Raw genomic sequence first — 18,426 nt, forward strand, 5'->3', positions numbered from 1 at the left:
ATGCTGCCCCGCAAGGAAGTCAGAGGAGTTCCATGGGACGCAACACACGAAAACGCCGTACGCCGCCGGCCACCAAGGTCATTGCCGCATCGGCGGCCCTAGCCCTCGGTGGGGGCGGGCTGATCTGGGCGAACGTCCACGCCTCTGCGCACGAGGAGAACCGCCGGCAGAACGGGATCCGGGCAGCGGCGGCGCAGATCGCCACGATCGACTGCCCCGACGTCGGCCAGCAGCTGTCCGACGTGCCGGACGGGGCCCGGGGCGAGGTCGACGGCGAGCTGGCCACCCTCGACCAGCAGATCACCGAGGCCTACCAGCGCCTCGCGGCGACGCGGGATGCGCAGGCGAGGGACGCGGGTTTCGTCGGGAACACCATCCTGCAGCCGCTGAAGGACCGGCGGCAGGCGATCATCGACCGCATCCAACTGGAGATCAACCGAGCCGGGGGCAGCGCCCCCGAGAACCTGGACGACCTCTCCGGCTGCACCGGCACCCCGGCGGAGCAGCCCCGGACCAACGACGGTCAACAGGACGGCGACGGCCGGCAGGGCGGAGACCAGGGCGGCGGGGACCAGGGTCAGGACGGAGACGGTCGGCAGGACGGCGGGGAGGGCGACGGCCGGGACGGGGACGGTCAGCAGGGCGGCGGCATCGGCGGGCAGGCCGGCAACGGCCCGGTCGCCGACGACTTCGTCGAACTCACCACCGTCGAGCCCAACGTCCAGGCGCCCCCGCGCAGAAGCCGGTCCGCCTCCACCGGACGGTTCGTCACCCGCTGCGGTGTCAACGAGAACGAGAACCACAACACCGACAACGTCATCGTGGCCCCCGGCGTCACCAACGGCGCGCACCACCTGCACGACTACGTCGGCAACCAGGACAACGACGCGTTCTCCGACAACGACGCCTTCGCGAACGCCGAGACCTCGTGCCAGAACCAGGGCGACAAGTCGTCGTACTACTGGCCGGTGCTGCGCGTTCAGGACGGTACGCAGGACTTCGACCAGAACGACGCGGGCGGCGGCGCCGAGGGCAACGTCGGCCGGATCCTGACGGCGAAGCAGGCGGAGATCAAGTTCGTCGGCAGCCCGAGGAGCAAGGTCGTGGCGATGCCGCGGTTCCTGCGCGTCATCACCGGCGACGCCAAGGCGTTCACCAACGGCCCGGCCAACGCCAACGCGCACTGGTCCTGCACGGGCTTCGAGAACCGGGTGCAGCTGACGGACAAGTACCCGATCTGCCCCGAGGGCAGCGACGTGGTCCGCTCGTTCGCCTTCCAGAGCTGCTGGGACGGGCAGAACATCGACAGCGCCAACCACCGCACCCATGTGGCCTTCGCCGACGCGAGCGGGCGCTGCCAGAACGGCTTCGTCGCCATCCCGCAGGTGCGGATGCGGCTGGTGTACGACGTGCCGACGCCGGTCGTGGAGGACGGGCAGGTGACCAACGCCTACGCGGTGGACGGCTTCCCGGAGCAGCTGCACAAGCCGATCACCGATCACGACGACTTCATCAACGTCTTCGACGAGAGCCTGATGAACAAGATGGTCAACTGCATCAACACCGGCCGCAAGTGCCAGTGAGGTCCGGGCGGGAAAGCCGGCGGTGCGCCCCGCACGCACCGCCGGCTCCTCCCTGCCCGCCCACCGTCAGTGGGCCCCGTGCGCCGTCAATGGGACCCGTGCCTCTCGCCCTCCTCGATCGTGCCGCCCAGCGTGGCGCGCAGCGCGGTCATCACCCGCGTCTCCCCCACGGCCACCCACTTGCGGCCGACGAGGTAGTGGCCGCCGTAGTCCTTCGCCTCGTTGATCCACTCCCGCTGGCCGCGGTCGGTGGCGAAGGTGGCGAGCACGAACCGCCCATCGCGGTTCTCGCACAGGGCCTGCCGGATCTCGTCGGCGTCCGTCTGCACGTCCGGCTCGCAGCGCGCCTCGGCGGCCAGGTGCTCCAGACTGCCGGTCGCCGTCGGCGGCACGGCATCCTCACGTCCGGCCCCACCGGAACCGCAGCCCGCGAACACCAGCACCGCCACGACGGCGCCGATCGGCACGACGCCCGTCGGCACGGCTCTCACCGGCACGAGCGCCGGTCGCTTCCACCTCATCCGTTCCTCCTCCTCATCCCTGTCCCCCACCTCGCCGCATCGCCCGGCGGGCACGCACGCCCCCGGATCGGATACGGCTGGGAACGCCCCGGCGCTCAATCCGGGAGCGGTACCGGCGCTCGCATTCCGGTACCGCGGCCCGTACGCCCGTGCGAGGCTGGGCCGGTGAACCAGGACTGGGAAGACCGTGCGACCGCCGCCTGGGCCGCCCTCGACGAGCGCTTCGAGGCCGACCCGGCCGGCTTCCGGGCCGTGATCGACACGCTCGTCGCCGAGCTGCCCGAGCACAGCCCGCTCGGCCCGTTCGAGCGGGCCTGCGCCTGGGACTCGACCGGGCACCCCGAGGAGGCGGTGCCGCTGTACCGGGAGGCGCTGGCCGAAGGGCTCGGCGAGGTGAGCCCGTACCGTGCCCGCCGGGCGCGGATCCAGCTGGCCAGTTCCCTGCGGAACGTCGGCCGGCCCGAGGAGGGCGTCGAGCTGCTGACGCCGGAACTGGACGCTCCGTCCGACGAGTTGGACGACGCGGTGCGGGCCGTGCTCGCCCTGTGCCTGGCCTCCCTGGGCCGCGACCGCGAGGGCCTCGCCCTCGTCCTCGGCGCCCTCGCGCCCCATCTGCCCCGCTACCAGCGATCGATGGCGAACTACGCCCGCGCGCTCGTCGAACCCTGACCCCGGGCCCGGACGGAACCGTCGGGCGGCGGCCCGGACGAAGCGGTCGGGACGGCCGCCCGGAGCCCCGGGACGGCAGGCCCCGGTGACCAACCACCGGCCGGCTCGTTCTGCTCAACGTGCAGTCACAGGAAGCAGCCCCGCGTCACAGGAAAGACGGTTCCTCCCCCGCCGGCCCGGTCGTCGGCGTGGCACAGGCGGAGGCCGCGCTCGTCGAGCACTATCCGCGCCTGGTCCGCCTCGCCTACCTGATGCTGCCCCCGGACCGGGGCCGCGGCCGGCGGGTCCTGACCGCGCACGCCCTCACCCAGCGCGCGCTGCCCCGGGGACGGACGCGGACACCGGTGATCCCGGCCCAGTCCACCGGTCCCGGCGGCGACCCCGGCTACGCCTTCGTGCGGGTGCGGATCGTACGCGCGGCGCTGGAGGCGGACCGGCCCCGCAGGCGGCTTTCACTGCCCCGCCGGTCCACCGTGCCGCCCCTGATGCCGCAGGTGTGGGGGCTCAGCCTCTTCCCGCGTGCGGGCGGCGCCGGCGAGCTGGCCTTGGAGCAGCGGATGGCGGGTCTGTCCACGGAGGGGCGTGCCGCGTTCGTGCTGCGCGGCCTGGAACGGCTTCCGGACGCGGACGTGCTGCGGGTCCTGGCGGCCGCGGGCGCCGTCGACCCGATGCGGGCGCTGGCGGAGGCCGCCGCCGTGCCCGCGCGGTACGCACTGCTGGAGTCCCCCGCGTTCGACCCTTCCTGGCTGCACGCCCGGCCCACCGACCTGATGCGCCGCCGCCGGCATCTGAAGGCGGCGCTCGCCGCGGCGGTGGCGCTGGCCGTGGGCGGGACGCTGTTCGCGCTGCCCGTCGGCGGCTGGGGCGGCGACGGTCCCGTCTCCCCCGCGTCCGCGCAGAACCCGGCCGCCCGCGCCGCCCTCGACCCGGACAGGCTGGTCAGGGTGCCCGCCGCCGCCTGGCGGTCCTCCGCCCGCACCGACTTCTCCGTCTGGCCCGCGCGCGGCGGCCTCACCGGCGACCGCGCCCTGCTGCGCCGCGCCCTCGCCGTCTGGGCCCGCCCCCACGACGCCGTCCAGGTCTCCGCGACCGCCGGCACCCCCACGGGCGGCCCGCCCGGCCCGCCCCAGCTGCTGTACGCCGGGGACGTCGGCACGGCCCGCGTGGTGATCTTCTACGACGGGCTGCGCATCACCCGCTACGCCGAGCCGAACGACGGCACGGCCGGCGCCGCCCTCGACCTCGCCCGCGCCGACGCGGCCGGCCGGGCCGAGGCGGGCGCGGTGGTGCTGGACCGCGCCGACGGCAACGTCCGCTATCTGACGGCGCCCTGGGTGCGGCAGGCCGCCGAGCGGGATCTGCGCAACCCCAACTCCGGCACCATGGACCTCACTCTCACCGACGGCATCACCTCGCCCCTGGCCAGCCCCGCCCTGCGCACCGGCGCCTGCACCTCGTGGAACGTCCTCCAGCTGACCGACGCCTCCGGCGCCCGGCTGCTCACCGACCTCGGGGAGCTGATCCCGGCCCGCCTCACCACCGGCCGTCCCGGCGAGGTGCACGACGCGGCGGGTGCGGAGGCGCTGCGCACCTGGGCGCCGTTCGCCTGCTCGCTGTCGCAGATGCGGGCGCGGGGCGTGCGCTCGGTGAACGCCTGGCAGTACGCCGAGCAGCCGCTGCCCGACGCGAGCGGCATCGCGGCGTGGGTGTGCACCCGGGCGGAGACCTGGCGGGGCGGCGGCGAGCGGGTGCTGGCCCAGTTCCACACGCCGGGCGGACCGGACGGCGCGGTCGCCGCGCAGGCGCGGAGCGTGCCGGCGTGCGGGGCGCGCGATCCCCAAGTGCTCGCGGGCGTGCTGTGGAAGTCGCAGGACGGGTCCTGGTACCTGCTGGCGGCGGGCGGCCGGGACACCGCGACGATCAGCGCGACCGGCGGCGTGGAGCACACCGCGCAGGGCAACCTGCTCGCCGTGCCCGCGCAACCGGGCGCGAAGCCCGGGCTGGAGGGGACCCTGACGGACGGACGGTCGATCGACGCGCTCAAGTAGGCGACTCGGGGCTCGTCACACCGCTGACCGATCCTGACCGTTCGGGGCTGGAATTAATCGGTAAGGTGTTCGCATGTCTACCGGGGTACGCCGCAGGATGGCGGTCGAGGAGCGACGGCAGCAGTTGATCGGCGTCGCCCTGGAACTGTTCAGCCGGCGCTCCCCCGACGACGTCTCCATCGATGAGATAGCCGCCGCCGCGGGCATCTCGCGCCCGCTGGTCTACCACTACTTCCCCGGCAAACTCAGCCTGTACGAAGCCGCGTTGCAGCGGGCGTCGGACGATCTGGCGAGCCGGTTCGTGGAGCCGCGGGAGGGTCCGCTGGGGGCCCGGCTGCTGCGCGTGATGCGCCGCTACTTCGACTTCGTGGACGACCACGGCCCCGGTTTCTCGGCCCTGATGCGCGGCGGCCCCGCGGTCGGCTCGTCCACCGCCAACGCCCTCGTCGACGGCGTACGGCAGACGGCGTACGAACAGATCCTCGTCCACCTGGGCGTCGAGAAGGCGCCCCCGCGGCTGGAGTTGGTCGTCCGGTCCTGGATCTCGCTGGCCGAGTCGACGGCGCTGATCTGGCTGGACGGGCGGAACATCCCCCGCGCCGAGCTGGAGACCCAGCTGGTGCACGACTTCGCGGCGCTCACCGCCGTGAGCGCCGCGCGGGACGAGGAGCTGGCCTCCCTGATGCGCCGGGTCCTCAAGGACGAGCCGGGCCGGGGGCCGTTCGCCGACCTGGCCGCCCGGCTGGTCGCCCTGGCCTCCTGAACGACGAGATCGGAAGACGACGGGGCCCGGATCACCCCGGCACCGCTCAGGCGTCGAACTTCCGGTAGGAGGCGTCGAGTTCGCGCACCTCCGCCGAGGCGTGCAGGGCGACTCCCCCGGCGGGCTTGACGTACTGGCGCAGCAGGTCCAGGACCGCCTCGGTGAGCCGGGCCTTGGTCTCCTCGGTGCGCCCGGTCAGCAGCCCGAGCGAGACGTGCACGATGGCGTGCCCGTCGGCGTCCTCGCCGACCGCGGTGTCCTCGGTCCGCCGGAACTGGGTCTTGCACGCGTGCGGCTTGGCGGCGGCGACCTCGACCACCGCGGCGTGCAGGGCACGCGCGAAGGCCGGGCGGTCGAAGTCGTCCGCCAGCGTGGCGGAGTAGTCGACGGTGATCTGCGGCATGGGTGCTCCTGTTCTGGTAGGCAGGAGCACCCTAACCGCAGTCCCGTCAGCCGGCCGGGGTGAAGACGGCCACAGTGCGGGCCGGGACGGTGAACGTGCCCGAATCCGCCGTGTGGGCCGATTCCTTCACGACCTCGTCCGCGCCGGACGCCTGCACCGGGTGGAGCCGGTAGCGCTCGCCGGACAGCGCCTCGACGCGCTGCTCCTGCCGCTCGGGCGTCGCGTTGAAGACGACGACCAGCTCACCGAGGCGCATGGTGATCACGCCCGGCGTCTCGTCCTTGCCGGACAGCGGGAAGGACAGCGCGTTCTGCACCTGCGCGGCCGTGTCGAGCCGGAAGGCGCTCTCCGTCGTACGGATCCTGAGCAGGTCCCGGTAGGCGGCCGAGGCGCCCTGGATCTGCGGGCAGCCGACGCCGACCGAGGTCAGCAGGGGTTTGGCGTACGGCCACTTGGCGGCGTTGTCGGCGGCCGGCGGCAGACCGCGGCCGAAGCCGTTGCCGTCGGCGCAGTTCCAGTGGATGGCGTTGAACCAGTCGCCGCTGTCGTAGGAGTTGCGGTCCAGCGACTTGGAGCGCAGCAGGTCGGTGCCGGCCTGGGAGAGGGCCGGGCCCTGCGAGAGGGTGGCCGTGGCCATCGCCAGGACCTGCATCCTGGCCCGGTCGGCCGCGCTCACCGAGGACGGCAGCTTGAACGCCAGGGCGTCGAACAGCGACTCGTTGTCGTGGGCGTCGGCGTAGGCGAGGGCGTCACCGGGGGCCTCGGCGTATCCGGCGGGGGCGCCGTTGTAGTCGACCTGGGAGCCCTTGACCTCCTTGCCGCTGGTGTCCGTGAAGGTGTAGTCGGCGAGGTTGCCGGAGAGCCCGACCTTGATCAGGTCCTGGTAGTGCAGCAGTCGTGCCCGCTGCTGGGCCTCGGTGCCGTTGGCCGCCGAGGAGTTGGGCTCGGTGTAGAGGCCGGAGGCGAAGCCCTGGACGCCGGGGTCCTCGTCGAAGGGGCCGCCGCCGCGCACCGCGTCGCGGGCCCGGTCGGAGAAGGTCGCGATGCCCGTGCCGGCCATGTTCTTCTGGGTGGCCTGGGTGAAGCGGGCGTCGTCGGCGACCTCGCCGAAGTTCCAGCCCTCGCCGTAGAGAATGATCTTCTTGCCGTCGACGCCGTCCTTTTCGACGGTGAGGGCGTCGAGGGCCTTGCGGACGGCGAGGATGTTGGCCTTCGGGTGGTGGCCCATCAGGTCGAAGCGGAAGCCGTCGACCTTGTAGTCCTTGGCCCAGGTGACGACGGAGTCCACGACGAGCTTGCCCATCATGGCGTTTTCGGTGGCCGTGTTGGCGCAGCAGGTGCTGTTGGCCACCGAGCCGTCGGCGAGGAGCCGCTGGTAGTAGCCGGGCACGATCCGGTCGAGGACCGAGGTCTCGGCCTGGCCGGCGGCCGCGGTGTGGTTGTAGACGACGTCCATGACGACGCGCAGGCCGTCCTCGTTGAGCGCCTTGACCATCTCGCGGAACTCGACCGTGCGCTCGGTGCCGTCCGGGTCGGTGGCGTAGGAGCCCTCGGGGACCGTGTAGTGGTAGGGGTCGTAGCCCCAGTTGTAGGCGTCCTTGGCGGCGGCCTTCGCCACGCACTCCTGCTGCTTGTCGGAGTCGGCGGCGAAGGAGGCGAGGTCGCAGTCGACGGTGGTCTGGTCGGCCTTCCTCTCGGGGATGGTGGCGATGTCGAACGCGGGCAGCAGGTGGACGTACGACGTCCCGGCCTCGGCCAGCCTGCGCAGGTGCCGCGAGCCGTCGCTGTCCTTGTCGGCGAAGGCGCGGTAGGTGCCGCGGTGCTTCGCCGTGTCGTCCTCGACGGAGAAGTCCCGGATGTGCAGCTCCTGGATCTGGGCGTCCTTGAGCGGCACGGCCTTCGGCTTCTTCAGGGTGTTCCAGCCGCTCGGGGCGAGGGACCGGTCGCGCAGGTCCACGACCAGACTGCGCTCGGAGTCGGCGGTCAGCGCCACCGAGTAGGGGTCGGTCACCTTGTTGACGACGACCTCGCGGACGCTGGGCGCCCACACCTTGACGGCGTAGCGGTACGGCTTGTTCTTCCAGGACGCCGGGCCGGTGACCGACCAGACGCCGGTGGCGGCGTCGCGCTTCATCGGGACGGTGCCGCCCCCGATCTCCAGGGCGACGCTCTGCGCGGTGGGCGCCCAGACGGACAGGGTGGGCCGGCCGTGCCGGAAGGTCGGGCCGAGGTCGGCGTCGGTGGCGTCGTACAGGTCGTCGAGCACGCCGGCGATCTGCACGCCGGTCGCGGTGAGGACGGCGCCGCTAGCGGCCCGCTGGGCGGCGACGAGCTGGCCGCGCAGGGCGGCGCGGACCCGGTCGCGGTCGCGCGGGTCGACCGTCCAGGCGGTGTACTCCTTCAGGTGCGGGAACTTCTCCTTCTGCGCGTCGGTGAGCGTGCCCTTCTTCAGGCGCAGCCAGGTGGCGTCGCCGGTCAGGGTGCCGTTCTCGACCTTGAGGGAGCCGTCGCGGGAGGCGAGGAGCTGGGTGGAGGCGGCGGCGTCGGAGCCGTTCCAGGCGACGGTGTCGCGGTCGATCCAGACGGCCCTGGAGGTGCTCAGGTCGAGCGCGGCGGCGGAGCCGGCCGGCTGCGGGAGCAGGTGGTCCTCCTGGCCGCTGAGCAGCCACACCTCGTGGCCACTGGCCTTGAGGTCGAGGGCCTGGTCGGTGGGCAGGTCCTTCTCGTCGCCCTTGTGGAGGATGTAGCTGAGGCTGGTGGCGCCCTCGGTGAGCGGCACCTCGTAGACCGCGCCGTAGGAGTCGGTGCGCACCGGCATGAGGGGCTTCGACCACTCGGTGGGCTGCGCTGCGCCGGACCACACGTGCAGGCCCCAGCCGTCGTAGTTCCCGTCGGCGCGGTGGTAGTGCAGGACGGCCTTGGTGGTGTCCTGCGCCGGGTACTCGGGCCGTTCGGTGCGCAGGGTCTCCTTGCCCTGCTCGATCCAGACCTCGCCGGTCTTCGTCACGTCGATCGTGCGGTCGGCGGCGACGTCCTTGTTGCCGTGCTTGTCGATGACCAGGAAGCCGACGTCGGTGGCGCCGGGCTTGAGCTTGACGTAGGCGAAGGCGCCGTAGGCGTCGCGGCCGATGAAGGGGTGGCTGTCGGGCCAGTCGGTGGCCTCGCCGTCGGCGAGGTCGCCCCAGGCGTACAGGCCCCAGTCGTCGTAGTTCCCGTCCTCGCGCTTGTAGTGGACGATCGCGTAGTCGCGGGAGGACGCGGTGGGAACCTCCTCGGCGGGCGGGACGCCGGTCGAGGAGGCGGCCAGGGCGCTCGCGGTGCGGCCGGCCGAGTCGACGACGACGGCCTTGTAGCGCAGGGCGGTGCCGGGCGGCACGTCCTCGCCGATGGTGTGGGTGACCTTGTAGGGGGCGTGGTCGGCGGAGCCGAGGGTCTGCCAGGCGCCGTTGCCGGTCTGGGCGGCGAAGACGACCCGGTTGAGCCGGCCGCCGTCGACGTCGGCGGTGATCTCGACGGTGCCGGTGGCTCCGGCATCGGGGGCCTTCAGCGTGACGGTCGGGGCGGCGGTCGCCCTGTCCACGGGGCCGGTGGCCCGCAGGACGACGGCGGAGCCGGCCGGGACGGTGACGGTGACCTTCTTGTCGGCGTCGGAGCGCACCGAGTCGTCGGTGCCGTGGATGCCGCGGAACGTCATGCCGGCGGAGCCGGTGGCGAAGGTGGCCGGCCTGGCGTCGTCCGCGTTGTTGAAGGCGACGACGTACTCGACGCCGGTCCTCGCGTCGGTGCGGGAGAAGGCGTAGACGCCCGCGCCGTCGGCGGCGTACCGCTCCGTCTGGACGCCGTCGGCGAGGGCCGGGTGGGCCTTGCGCAGCTTGGCGAGAGCACTGATCTGCCGGTAGAGCGGCGCACGCGTGTCGTAGGCGTCCTCGGCGTGGGTGCGGTCGGTGCCGAGCTGGTCGTCGTCCAGGTAGTCGGCGGTCTTCGACGCGAACATCGTCTGGCGGGCGTCCTTGTCGCCGCCCGCGCCGGTGAATCCCTGCTCGTCACCGTAGTAGACGACGGGGTTGCCGCGGCTGAGGAACATCAGCTCGTTGGCGAGCCGGGCCCGCTGCAGCAGTTCGGCGTCCGAGGCGTCCGCGTCGTCCTGCTTCAGGAAGGCGCCGAAGCGGCCCATGTCGTGGTTGCCGAGGAAGGTGACCTGCTCGTAGGCGTTGGCCCGGCCGGTCGTGTACTTGTAGTCGTCGCCGAAGACGGCCGCGAGCTTCTTGGCGCTGCCGCCCTGGGAGGCGTAGGCGCGGGCGGCGTCCTGGAAGGGGAAGTCGAGCGTGGAGTCCAGGCGGCCCTCGGTGACGTACGGGGCGGTGACGGAGGTGTCGGCGGAGTAGACCTCGCCGAACATGAAGAAGTCGTCCCGGCCCTTCTTGGCCGCGTAGGCGTCCAGGGCGGTGGCCCACTGGGTCCAGAACTCCATGTTGACGTGCTTCACGGTGTCGATCCGGAAGCCGTCGATGTCGAAGTCCCTGACCCACCTCTTGTAGATCTTCTCCATGCCCTCGACGACCTCGGGACGCTCGGTCCACAGGTCGTCCAGGCCCACGAAGTCGCCGTAGGTGGCGGACTCGCCGGCCCAGGTGGAGTCGCCCCGGTTGTGGTACATCGTCGGGTCGTTGAGCCAGGAGGGGACCTTGACGTCCTTCTCGTCCTCGGCGACGACCGGGGTGCGCGGGAAGGAGCCGGAGTCCACGGCCGGGAAGTCGCGCCCGCCGTCCGCGTAATCGGCGTCGTCGAACGGCTCGCCGTCCTTGGTCAGGTACGGGAACGCGCCCTTGGAGAGGTAGTCGTAGGACTTCTCCTCGTAGTCCACGACGTCGGCGGTGTGGTTGGTGATGACGTCGAAGAAGACCTTCATGCCCTTGGCGTGGGCCTTGTCGATGAGGGTCTCGAGGTCGGCGTTGGAGCCGAAGTGCGGGTCGACCTGGGTGAAGTCGGTGATCCAGTAGCCGTGGTAGCCGGCCGAGGCGCTCGCGCCCTCGCCCTGCACCGGGCGGTTCTTGAAAATGGGGGCGAGCCAGATGGCGGTGGTGCCGAGGCCCTTGATGTAGTCCAGGCGCTGGGTCAGGCCCTTGAGGTCGCCGCCCTGGTAGAAGCCCTTGTCGGTGGGGTCGTGGCCGGTGGCGAGGCGGGAACCGGTCAGGCCGCCCTTGTCGTTGCCGGTGTCGCCGTTGGCGAAGCGGTCCGGCAGGACGAAGTAGAACTGCTCGCGGGTGAGGTCGTGGCGGGCCGGCGCCTTGGCCAGCGAGGCGTCGGACGGCGGCGGGGGCGCGGTCTCGGCGCGTGCGGCGAGCGGCTGGACCACGGCCGCGGCGAGCGCGGCGACGGTGACGGCCGCGACCCGTCTGACATGCGCGGTGCGGCGCTTCGGGCGCGCCGGCCATCTGGGTATCACAGGCGTGGACTCCTTGCGATTACGGCTCAAGAGGGGGCCTGTGCTCAGGCCCCGTGCGCCACGGCTCGGCTCCGTCACCGGGCGTCCGCGTGACCGTACCGGTGGCGAAAGCCTTACTGCAAGAGTTCTGAAACCCTCGGTAAGAACTTCCATCCACCGGTACGGCGTTACGTCAGCAGCTGGACTTGCCGGCGTACACCGCGAGCGCGGTGTTGGCGCCCAGCGTGGCCGTGAGCTGGCCGGAGCCGTTCACGGTCACGGTGGTGTTGTTCTGGACGTTGCAGTAGGTGCCCGCGGGGAGCGAGGTCTGGTAGGTGCGGGTGAGGGAGCCGGACTCGTGGTTGATGGCCACGAAGCCCTTGCTGCCACGGCCGAACGCGATCGCGTCGTTGCCGTTGTCCCACCAGTTGGTCACGGCCTGGCCGCGGGTGGCGTTGCGGAAGCCGACCATCGACATGATCTCCCGCCAGGCGTGCTGGCACTTCCAGCCGTTCTGCCAGCAGGCGCCGACCTGGCCGCCGTTCGGAGGCCCGGCGTCGTGGTCGGTGAACTCGTATCCGGAGTTGATGTCGGGCGCCCCGTAGGGCCAGGCCAGCATGAACACGTTCGCCAGGGTGTAGTTGGCGTTGTCCTTGTAGCTGAGGGTGGATCCGTTGCGCTCGGTGTCGTGGTTGTCGACGAAGACGCCGGAGACGGAGCTGTTCATGTAGCCCCAGCCCTCGCCGTAGTTCTTGAGGTAGGCGAGGTTCTCGTTGTTGAAGACCCGCTTGAGGTCGTAGGCGTAGCGGAACTCCTGGACGTCGCCGTTGCCCGTGTACTCGGTGGGCTGGACGGCCTCTCCGGCGCCGTGGATGACCTCCTGCTTCCAGTAGGCCGACGGGTTGCTCAGCCGGGACTTGATGTTGGCGAGGTCGGCGGCCGGCATGTGCTTGGCCGCGTCGATGCGGAAGCCGTCGACGCCCAGGGAGAGCAGGTCGTTCATGTACTTGGCGATGGCCGAGCGGACGTAGTCCTCACCGGTGTCCAGGTCGGCCAGGCCCACCAGTTCGCAGTTCTGGACGTTGCCGCGGTCACCGTAGTTGGTGATCTGCGCGGTGCAGTTGTCGAAGTCGTAGGAGCTGTACAGCCCCGGGTAGTTGTACTTCGTGTACGACGAGCCGCCGGTGCCGGTGCCGCTGCCCGCGGACATGTGGTTGATGACGGTGTCGACCACGACCTTCACACCGGCCGCGTGACAGGTGTTGACCATGTTCTGGAAGGCGGCCCGGTCGCCCAGCCGACCGGCGATCTTGTAGCTGACCGGCTGGTAGGAGGTCCACCACTGCGAGCCCTGTATGTGCTCGGCGGGCGGGGAGACCTGGACGTAGCCGTAGCCGGCGGGGCCCAGGCGGTTGGTGCACTCCTTCGCCACGGAGGCGAAGTTCCACTCGAACAGGACGGCCGTGACGTCCTTGGTCCCGGGCGGGGAGGCCTGTGCGGTGGATGGGTTCATGACAAGGGCGGCGGCCGCGAGGGCGAGCGCGCCGGAGAGGATTCTGCGTGCCATGTGGGGTTCCTTCTCCGTTGAAGGCTTGGATGAAGGCTCTTGCTGAAAGCTTCAGCAAGCCTTTGTGACGCAGATGTTAAAGGCCCGCCGCCCAAAAGGCAGCGGGCCGTACCAACTTCAAGAAAAAAACTTTCGCGGTGCCGTCAGGCCGCGGACAGACAGGCCGTGGACCGACAGGCCGCGGCCGACAGACCGTGAATCGTCAGGACGGCAGACCGTGGGCCACGAGGCCCGTCAGACCGTGGGGCATCAGGCCGTCGCCCACCACACCGTGGTGTCGCCGGGCACCTTGATCTCGCCGTCCGCCTCCGCCACCTCGTCGCTGGCGATCAGGACGCGCCCGCTGCCCACCGGAGCCGTCACCGACTCGCCGGTGGTGTTCGCCACGCACACGAACTCTCCGCGACGGAAGGCCAGTACGCCCTCGGGCGCCTTGAGCCACTCCACCGAGTCGCCCGCACCGAGGTCGGGCCGCTCCCGCCGCACGGCCAGCGCTGCGCGGTACAGCTCCAGCGTGGAGCCGGGCACGCCCTGCTGCGCCTCGACGCTCAGCTCGCCCCAGCCCTGCGGCTGCGGCAGCCAGCTGCCCCCGCCGCCGAAGCCGTACGACGACCCCTCACGGGTCCACGGGATCGGCACCCGGCAGCCGTCGCGGAAGCCGTCCTGGCCGGCGCCGCGGAAGTACGCCGGGTCCTGGCGCACCTCGTCGGGCAGGTCGACGACGTCCGGCAGGCCCAGTTCCTCGCCCTGGTAGATGTACGCCGAGCCGGGCAGCGCCAGCATCAGCAAAGTGGCGGCGCGGGCGCGGCGCAGGCCCAGCTCGCGGTCGCCGGCGCTGCGGATCTGGGTGCCGAGGCCGGGCGGGTTGGCGAAGCGGGTGGCGTGCCGGGTGACGTCGTGGTTGGACAGCACCCAGGTGGCCGGGGCGCCGACCGGGCGCATCGACTCCAGCGTGCGGTCGATGACGGACCGCAGCTCCTCGGCGTCCCAGTAGGCGCCGAGGTACTGGAAGTTGAACGCCTGGTGCAGCTCGTCGGGGCGCACGTAGTTGGCGGTGCGCTCGACGGTCGGGGTCCACGCCTCGGCGACGAAGATGCGCTCACCCGGGTACTCGTCGAGGATGAGCCGCCACTGCCGGTAGATGTCGTGCACGCCGTCCTGGTCGAAGAACGGCATGACATCGTTGCCCAGCAGCTTCAACTGCTCGTGGGATCCAAGGTCCGGCAGGCCCTCGGCCTTCACCATGCCGTGCGCGACGTCGATGCGGAAGCCGTCGACGCCCATGTCGAGCCAGAAGCGCAGGATGGAGCGGAACTCGTCGCCGACCGCCGGGTGCTCCCAGTTGAAGTCGGGCTGCTCGGGGGCGAACAGGTGCAGGTACCACTCGCCGGGGGTGCCGTCGGGCTCGGTGACCCGGGTCCAGGCCGGCCCGCCGAAGATGGACTCCCAGTCGTTGGGCGGCAGTTCGCCGTTCTCGCCCTTGCCGGGGCGGAAGTGGTAGCGGTCCCTCAGCGGGGAGCCGGGGCCCTCGCGCAGCGCCCGCTTGAACCACTCGTGCTGGTCGGAGGAGTGGTTGGGGACCAGGTCGACGATGATGCGCAGGCCGAGCGCGTGGGCGTCGCGGATCAGCGCGTCGGCGTCCAGCAGCGAGCCGAACATCGGGTCGACGGCGCGGTAGTCGGCCACGTCGTAGCCGGCGTCGGCCTGCGGCGAGGCGTAGAAGGGGCTCAGCCACACGGCGTCCACGCCGAGGGCGCGCAGGTACGGGAGTCGGGAACGTACACCCTCCAGGTCGCCCATGCCGTCGCCGTTGCTGTCGGCGAAGCTGCGCGGATAGACCTGGTAGATCACCGCGTCCCGCCACCAGTCGCGGCGCTTGGCGACGGTGGCGACGGCGGAGTTCGGTGCCGGGTCGGCGGAGTGCTGGCTCATGGCGTCCTATGCGTAAGGAGACGTGGTCGGGTGGGTGCGGTTGCGGGGGCCGTGGTGCAGGCGGCCGCGACGCCCGGCGGGGCGGAAGGGCGTCGCGGCCGCCACCCGCGCCGGTCAGGAGCGCGGGAGCCCTCGGGGCGGCAGGGCGCTCAGCCCTTGGTGCCGCCCGCGGTGAGGCCGGTGACCAGGTTCTTCTGCACGAGGTAGAAGAAGGCGGACACCGGAATGGCGATCAGGACCGCGGTCGCGGCCATGAGGTTGCGCTGCGCGTCGTGCTCGCTGACGAAGCTCTGCAGACCGACGGCGAAGGTGTACTTCTCGTCGTCCAGCATGAAGGTGGAGGCGAACGCGACCTCGCCGAAGGCGGTGATGAAGCTGTAGAACGCGGCCACCGCCAGGCCCGGCCGGGCGAGCGGCAGGATCAGCCGGAAGAAGGTGCCGAACGGGGAGAGCCCGTCGACGCGTCCGGCCTCGTCGATCTCGAACGGGATGGTGTCGAAGTACCCCTTCAGCAGCCACGCGCAGTAGGGCACCGCGGTCGAGCAGTACACCAGGACCAGGCCGAAGTAGGTGTCGATGAGCCGCAGCTCCGACAGGATCTGGAACATCGGCACGATCAGCACGGCGATCGGGAACATCTGGGTGCACAACAGGACCCACATGAACTTCTTGTACCCGGGGAAGCGCATCCGGGAGACCGCGTAGCCGGTGGTCGCGGCGATGCACACGCCGATGACCGTGGTGCCCAGCGACACGATCAGCGTGCTCCACAGCCAGTCGAAGAAGTTGGTGTTCTGCAGGACGTGCGTGTAGTTGTCCAGCGTCATCGTCGACCAGATGCGCCCGGGGTACAGGTAGTCGTCCTTGTCCGGGCCGAGGGACAGGAAGACCAGCCAGGCGATCGGGAACAGCGCGATCAGGCTGGCGACGATCAGCAGGCCGTGGGAGGTCAGGCTCGCGGCGAGGCCGCGCTGCCCGCGCCGGCGCACCTTGCCGGGCGCGGGGACGACGGGGACCGGGCCGTCGGCGTCGGTCTTCTGGACGGTCGTGGTGCTCATGGGGACTCCTGCCTCAGATCGCGAGCTGCTGCTCATCGCGGTTCAGCCAGCGGCGGTAGAAGGAGGTGAAGACGATCAGGATGCCCAGCAGCAGGATGCCGTAGGCGGCGGACTGCGCGAAGTCGCGCGGCTGCTGGCCGAAGCCGAGCTGGTAGGCCCAGGTCACGAGGATCTGCGCGTCCGGCGCGGTGTTGCCGAACAGCAGGAAGATGATCGCGAACTGGTTGAACGTCCAGATGATGCCGAGCAGGACCACGGTGGAGCTGACCGCCCTCAGACCGGGCAGCGTGACGTGGCGGAACTGCTGCCAGGGGGTGGCGCCGTCCATCTCCGCGGCCTCGTAGAGGGTGGCGTCGATGGACTGCAGGCCGCCGAGCAGGGAGACCATCATGAACGGCACACCGCACCAGGTGTTGACCATGATCGCGGCGAAGCGCTGCCAGAAGGTGTCCTCCAGCCAGGCCGGACTGGGCAGGTGCAGCGCGTCCAGGGCGGAGTTGATGATGCCGGTGTCGGCGAGCATGAAGCGCCAGCCGAAGACGGTGACGAAGGTCGGCACGGCCCACGGCAGGACCAGGATCAGCCGGTAGAAGGTCCGCCCGCGCAGCTTCTGGTTGAGCAGCAGGGCGAGGCCGAGGCCGATGGAGTAGTGCAGGGCGACGCAGGCGGCCGTCCACACGATCGTCCAGATGAAGTGCGACCAGAACCGGTCGTAGGCCGTCTCGCCCCACAGGATGTCGGCGTAGTTGTCGAAGCCGATGTACTTGTAGGTGGCCTCGATCTCGTTGACGCCGATCGTCCGTGCCGTGTTCAGGCTGGTCGCGTCGGTGAGCGTCAAATAGAAGCCGTAGGCCAGGGGGTACAGCACGAGGACGCCGAGCACGACCGCCACGGGCGCGATCATCACATAGGCGTACCAGTACTTCTGGTAGCTGTTCTTGAGACGCCGGCCGAGCCCGGACCGGGGACCGCGGTCACCGCTCGCTCTGCTCTTCTTGCCGGTCGCGCGGTCGATGGCGACTGTCATGGTTCGACACCTTCTGGAAGATCAAAAGACCAAGGGGTACGGCACACAGGCCGATGGCCGCCGGATCCTTCCCCCTCTGTTCCTGCTGGAGGATCCGGCGGCCACGCGGGCTTACTTGCTGAAGTCCGGGACCAGCTTGGCGATCGCGGTCTCGGCGTTGCTCAGGCCCTCGTCGAGGGACACCTTGCCGCCGGCGACCTTCAGCAGCTCGTCGTCGAGCGGACCCCACAGGGAGCTGTACTCGGGCAGCTCCGGGCGCGGCTGGGCGGCGTCCAGGACGCCCTGGTAGCCGGCGATGCCGGGGTCGGCGACGACCTTGACGCTGTAGGCGTCCTCACGCGTGGGCAGCGTGGAGTTCTTCAGCGCGATGGTCTCCTGCGCCTTGGCCGAGGTCATGAAGTTGACGAACTTCAGCGCGGCCTTCTGCTTGGCCTCGTCGGAGCCGGCGTAGACCGCCAGGTTGTGGCCGCCGGTCGGGGCGCCCGCCTGGCCGGAGGAGCCGGCCGGGACGGTGGCGATGCCGAGGTTCTTCTTGTCCTTGAAGGCCGAGCCCTTGTAGAAGTTCGTGATCTCCCACGGGCCCTGGATGATCGAGGCGACCTTGCCGTTGACGAACGCCTCCTGGATGTGGGCGTAGGCGTCGGCGGTGGTGTCGGCCTTGTGCAGGCCCTTGCCGTCGAACAGGCTCAGCCAGGTCTCGTAGCCCTTCTTGGCCTCGGGCGAGGTGACCGTGATCTTCTTGGCGTCGACGTCGACGGTGTCGGCGCCCTCGCCGTAGAGGAAGGACTGGGCGTAGTAGGCCTGGGTGGAGCCCCAGTAGCCGTCGACGCCGGTCTTGTCCTTGATCGTGGCGGCGGCCTTCTTCAGGTCGGCCCAGGTCTTGGGGACCTCGACGCCGGCCTTCTCGAACAGCTCCTTGTTGTAGACCAGGGCCAGCGTGTCCGTGGTGAAGGGGACGCCGTACGTCTTGCCCTCGTACTGGGCCTGCTTGAGCAGGTTGGGCTGGAACTTGTCCTGGTCGGCGAGGGCCTCGGTGCCGTCCAGCGGCAGGAAGAAGCCCTTCTTCGCGAACGCGGGGGTCCAGCCGACCTCGGAGCGCAGCACGTCCGGGGCGCCCTTGGAGCCGGCCGCCGTGTCGAACTTGTTCTGCGCCTGGTCGAAGGGCACGTTGACGTACTTGACCTTGACGTCCTTGTTCGCGGCCTCGAAGTCCTTGATCAACGCCTGGTAGGTCGGCGCCTCGTTGGTGGCGTTCGAGGTGTCCCACCAGGTGATGGTGACCGGACCGTCAGAGCTGTCGCTGCCGCTGTCGTCGCCGCCGCAGGCCGTCGCCGCGAGAGCGAGGGACGCCACCAGCGCGGTGGCCGCTATGCCACGCCGCATGAGTTCTCCTTGAGGGTGAAAGCCCGAGTGGTGCAGGGGGCGGTCCC

At 70.8% G+C, this 18,426-nt stretch carries 12 protein-coding genes; 4 read left to right on the forward strand and 8 right to left on the reverse strand.

Annotated elements, in window-relative coordinates; genetic code table 11:
- Positions 1 to 32 precede the first annotated feature (32 nt).
- Complete coding sequence (locus tag ABZY13_RS18275) at positions 33 to 1,583, forward strand: DUF1996 domain-containing protein (protein WP_356631822.1); 1,551 nt, start codon at positions 33 to 35, stop codon at positions 1,581 to 1,583.
- A gap of 86 nt (positions 1,584 to 1,669) precedes the next feature.
- On the opposite strand, the gene ABZY13_RS18280 is transcribed toward ABZY13_RS18275, so the two are convergent.
- Positions 1,670 to 2,104: a hypothetical protein gene (locus tag ABZY13_RS18280; protein ID WP_356631824.1), complete on the reverse strand. Its 435-nt coding sequence runs from the start codon at positions 2,102 to 2,104 to the stop codon at positions 1,670 to 1,672.
- 165 nt (positions 2,105 to 2,269) lie between these two features.
- On the opposite strand from ABZY13_RS18280, the gene ABZY13_RS18285 reads away from it, so the two are divergent.
- The 3 genes from ABZY13_RS18285 to ABZY13_RS18295 all read left to right on the forward strand — a co-directional run bounded on the left by ABZY13_RS18285 (position 2,270) and on the right by ABZY13_RS18295 (position 5,584).
- Positions 2,270 to 2,773, forward strand: a complete 504-nt coding sequence (locus tag ABZY13_RS18285; RefSeq protein WP_356631826.1) for a tetratricopeptide repeat protein — start codon at positions 2,270 to 2,272, stop codon at positions 2,771 to 2,773.
- 119 nt (positions 2,774 to 2,892) lie between these two features.
- A complete protein-coding gene (locus ABZY13_RS18290; RefSeq protein WP_356631828.1) occupies positions 2,893 to 4,821 on the forward strand; it encodes a hypothetical protein in 1,929 nt (642 codons plus the stop codon).
- Positions 4,822 to 4,894: 73 nt separating this feature from the next.
- Entirely contained in the window at positions 4,895 to 5,584 is a 690-nt protein-coding gene (locus ABZY13_RS18295) for a TetR/AcrR family transcriptional regulator (RefSeq protein ID WP_356631830.1), read from the forward strand.
- A 46-nt stretch (positions 5,585 to 5,630) separates the two neighbouring features.
- On the opposite strand, the gene ABZY13_RS18300 is transcribed toward ABZY13_RS18295, so the two are convergent.
- The 7 genes from ABZY13_RS18300 to ABZY13_RS18330 form a co-directional block, all read right to left on the reverse strand.
- Positions 5,631 to 5,987, reverse strand: coding sequence for an isomerase (locus ABZY13_RS18300; RefSeq protein ID WP_356631832.1), 357 nt, complete (start codon positions 5,985 to 5,987; stop codon positions 5,631 to 5,633).
- A gap of 46 nt (positions 5,988 to 6,033) precedes the next feature.
- Positions 6,034 to 11,433, reverse strand: a complete 5,400-nt coding sequence (gene pulA / locus ABZY13_RS18305) for a pullulanase-type alpha-1,6-glucosidase (RefSeq protein WP_356631834.1) — start codon at positions 11,431 to 11,433, stop codon at positions 6,034 to 6,036.
- A 172-nt stretch (positions 11,434 to 11,605) separates the two neighbouring features.
- A complete protein-coding gene (locus ABZY13_RS18310) occupies positions 11,606 to 12,979 on the reverse strand; it encodes an alpha-amylase family protein (protein WP_356631836.1) in 1,374 nt (457 codons plus the stop codon).
- Positions 12,980 to 13,228: 249 nt separating this feature from the next.
- On the reverse strand, positions 13,229 to 14,911 hold the full coding sequence (locus ABZY13_RS18315) for a glycoside hydrolase family 13 protein (protein WP_356631838.1): 1,683 nt from the start codon (positions 14,909 to 14,911) through the stop codon (positions 13,229 to 13,231).
- 149 nt (positions 14,912 to 15,060) lie between these two features.
- Positions 15,061 to 15,969 (reverse strand): sugar ABC transporter permease, encoded by a 909-nt coding sequence (locus ABZY13_RS18320; protein WP_356631840.1) that lies wholly within the window; start codon positions 15,967 to 15,969, stop codon positions 15,061 to 15,063.
- Positions 15,970 to 15,982: 13 nt separating this feature from the next.
- Entirely contained in the window at positions 15,983 to 16,996 is a 1,014-nt protein-coding gene (locus ABZY13_RS18325) for a sugar ABC transporter permease (protein WP_356631842.1), read from the reverse strand.
- A 111-nt stretch (positions 16,997 to 17,107) separates the two neighbouring features.
- A complete protein-coding gene (locus ABZY13_RS18330; protein WP_356631844.1) occupies positions 17,108 to 18,379 on the reverse strand; it encodes an extracellular solute-binding protein in 1,272 nt (423 codons plus the stop codon).
- Positions 18,380 to 18,426 lie beyond the last annotated feature (47 nt).

This window comes from Streptomyces sp. NPDC006610 (genome assembly GCF_040611575.1).
Taxonomy (GTDB): domain Bacteria; phylum Actinomycetota; class Actinomycetes; order Streptomycetales; family Streptomycetaceae; genus Streptomyces.